Annotated in this window: 4 protein-coding genes; 1 reads left to right on the plus strand and 3 read right to left on the minus strand. The window is 69.3% G+C overall.

Features of this window, described 5'->3' with window-relative positions:
* Positions 1-313: 313 nt before the first annotated feature.
* Positions 314-667, plus strand: a complete 354-nt coding sequence (locus QOC69_RS05375; protein WP_526437126.1) for a hypothetical protein — start codon at positions 314-316, stop codon at positions 665-667.
* Between the two features lie 15 nt (positions 668-682).
* On the opposite strand, the gene QOC69_RS05380 is transcribed toward QOC69_RS05375, so the two are convergent.
* The 3 genes from QOC69_RS05380 to QOC69_RS05390 all read right to left on the minus strand — a co-directional run.
* Complete coding sequence (locus tag QOC69_RS05380) at positions 683-1,498, minus strand: acyl-CoA thioesterase (protein WP_526437128.1); 816 nt, start codon at positions 1,496-1,498, stop codon at positions 683-685.
* On the minus strand, positions 1,495-2,700 hold the full coding sequence (locus QOC69_RS05385; protein WP_526437130.1) for a CoA transferase: 1,206 nt from the start codon (positions 2,698-2,700) through the stop codon (positions 1,495-1,497). The genes QOC69_RS05380 and QOC69_RS05385 overlap by 4 nt, the downstream gene beginning before the upstream one ends.
* 12 nt (positions 2,701-2,712) lie before the next feature.
* Positions 2,713-2,995, minus strand: a 283-nt coding sequence (locus QOC69_RS05390; RefSeq protein ID WP_526437132.1) for a transketolase C-terminal domain-containing protein, incomplete at its 5' end; no start/stop codon positions are given.

Here is a 2,995-nt window from a genome sequence, read left to right on the forward strand (position 1 = left end):
CGATGAAATCGTGGACCGCGACCACAACGCGGCCCGCAACCTCCGCGACTGGCCGGACATGTCAGTTGACGCACAGTTGGTGTGTCGTCCCCGTTCGTCAGCAGTTCCGGCAGCGGTGCCGGAGACGACGGCTCAGACCGTTGACCCGATCAACGGCCTGGGGAGTTCACCTAAGACCACCCGGCGACGGGGGGCCGTGAACGATGAGGACAGAACCCGAACAGCGCAACCCGCTGTGAAGGAACCTCGCAAGAGGAGCGCCCAACGATGATCACCACAAGATCACGCGGGCGCAGCGGTGATTCGCAGCGAAATGCTGATCCAGGAAATCGCGGCGCTCGACGACGTCGACCGGCGCTGCATCGCATTGACCTACACGTCGTTCGAGCGGCTGGTCGTCGATTCGGATGCCGAACTGCTCGATGCAGGCGTGCGGGGCACCCGGCTGTACCGGCTCGAGCTGCCCTTCCGGATCCGGGCCGACCGGGTGCCGGGTTACGGGCACTACGACTACTTCATCCACATGCGCGACGCCAGTCATCCCGAACGTGAGTTCGTCGAATGGGTGGATCCGGCGATCGGCAGACAGCGCAACGCCGAACTCTGTCAGGCACGTGCGTTCGGCATCAGCCTCGAGGAGTGGCTCTCGATCCGGCAGGAGGGCTGATCCGCCGAGCTGCCGTCAGGTCGGCGGCTGCTCCCGTTCGGCCATCAGTCCCTCCTGCACCAGCGTGGCGGCGATGGCACCGTCGGCCCCGACCAGGCTGCCGGTGATCACGCCGCGCCCGCGCGACGCCGCAGGCGAACGCGACTCCAACAGATTCCACTGATCGGCGCGCACCGGCCGGTGAAACCAGATCGACGAGTCCGTCGTGCCGCTGCGGTGGGTGCGTCCCTTCATCGAGTGGCCGTGCACCTGCAGGGCCGGGTCGATCATGTAGACGTCGTTGACGTAGACCGCGACGATGGTGTGCAGCAGCGGATCGGCAGGCAGTGGCACCGTCACCCGCCACCAGAGCCGCCGGACGAACTCAGCGCCCACCCCGGAGTCGTCGATGCGAATGTCGATCTCGTCCAACGGCATCGACGGCGCCGGACCGGCTGGCCCGGTCCGTGGCAGTGACTCGGGATCACCCGGCATCGCCGCTCGCCCGCCGTGCTCGGGTCCGGCCAGCGGCGCGGCGAAGGAGACGGTGGCCGTCGTCATCAGGCGGGCGTCCTGTCGGGCGTCCACCCGGCGCGCCGCCGCGGTGCGCCCGTCGAACACCCGCGCCACCGAGTACTCGACGGGGTCGCCGGCCTCGCCCCCACGCAGGAACTGCAGGTGCATGTTGGTGGGCAGCTTCACCGCCTCGACGGTCCGGCACGCGGCGGCCAGACTCTGCGCCATGAACTGGCCGCCGAACGACCGCTTGCCCTCCGGCCCACTGGCGGGGCCCACCCAAATGTCATCTCCGCCACCGGCGCGGACGTCGAGCAGATCGAGCAACGCGCTCATGCCACGGTGCCCGCCGCGACCAGCCGGCCGATCTCATCAGCGGTCAAACCCAGCCGGTCCCGCAGCACGGCGGCCGTGTGATCGCCGAGCGCCGGCGCGGCGACCGCGCGCGGATAGACGCCGCCGATCGACAGCGGCAGGCCGGGCGCCAGGTAGCGGCCGATGCGCGGCTGATCCAGCTCGGTGAACAGCGGGTTGGACGTGACCTTGTCGTCGGTCACGACGTCGGCGAAGGTGCGATAGCGCTCCCACAGGATCGAGGTCGCCGACAACGCCGCGGCCACCTCGTCGGCGGTGCGGTCGGTGAACCATGCGGTGAACAGCCCGGTGAGCGCGTCGCGGTGCCGGTACCGGTCGCCCTCGTCGGCGAAGTCCGCAGCGAGTGCCTCCCCCAGCGCGGCAACGGCTTTCGCCGTTCCGGTGACCTCGGTCAGATCCCGGAAGTGCCGTCCGGTGAGTGCGACGATCATGAACGACGCCCCGTCGCTGCTGGCGAACTGCTGGCCGTACTGGCCGAAGATCGAGTTCCCGATCCGCTCCCGCGGCGTGCCGTTGATCATCACCTCGGTCAGGAAGCTGAGGTTGCCCGCCGTCGCGAGCGCCACGTTCTCCAGCGGGATGCCGATCCGCCCGCCCTCGCCGGTGGCGTCGCGATGCCGCAGGGCCGCGGTCACCGCCAGTGCCACGTAGAGCCCGCATGCCACGTCCCAGGCGGGCAGGACGTGGTTGACCGGACTGTCGAGTCCGACCGGACCGGTCACCAGTGGGAAGCCGATGCCTGCGTTGACGGTGTAGTCGACCCCGGTGCCGCCGTCCGCGCGGCCGGAAACCTCGACGTGGATCAGATCGGGACGCACGCGCACCAGCGTGTCGTACGAATGCCATTGGCGTCCGGTCACATTGGTGATCAGCACACCGCTGTCGGCGATCAGGCGCTGGATGAGGTCCTGCCCGTCGGGCGAGCGCACGTCGACGGCGACGGAGTGCTTGCCCTTGTTGAGCCCGGCCCAGTAGATGCTCTCGCCGTCGTCGGTCACCGGCCAGCGGTGATAGTCGGCGGCCCCACCGACGGGGTCGACGCGGGTGACCTCGGCGCCGAGCTGCGCCAGCGTCATCCCGGCCAGCGGCACCGCAACGAAGCTGGAGATCTCGATGATCCGCACCCCGGCCAGGGGCCGGGTCGCATCGGGTGTTTCCGTCATCCGCTCAAGCTATCAAGGCAGCTTGCGGGCGAGTTTCGTCGCTGCGGCTTCGATGGTCTCCTCCGACAGCAGCACCTGCAGGGCGGCATCGCCGAGCGGGATGAAGCTGTCCAGGCTGGCGACCCGGTCGATGGCACCCGAGAAGCCATGGGCGACAAGTGCCGCGAGCACGCCCTCGCCGACGCCACCGGTCTCGCGGGTCTCGTCGACGATGAGGACCCTTCCGGTGGCGGTGGCTTCGCGCAGCACGTCCTCCACCGGCAGTGGTGCCAACCATCGCAGGTCGACGACACGG

The sequence above is a fragment of the Mycobacterium sp. genome (assembly GCF_032162105.1).
Classification (GTDB): Bacteria; Actinomycetota; Actinomycetes; order Mycobacteriales; family Mycobacteriaceae; genus Mycobacterium.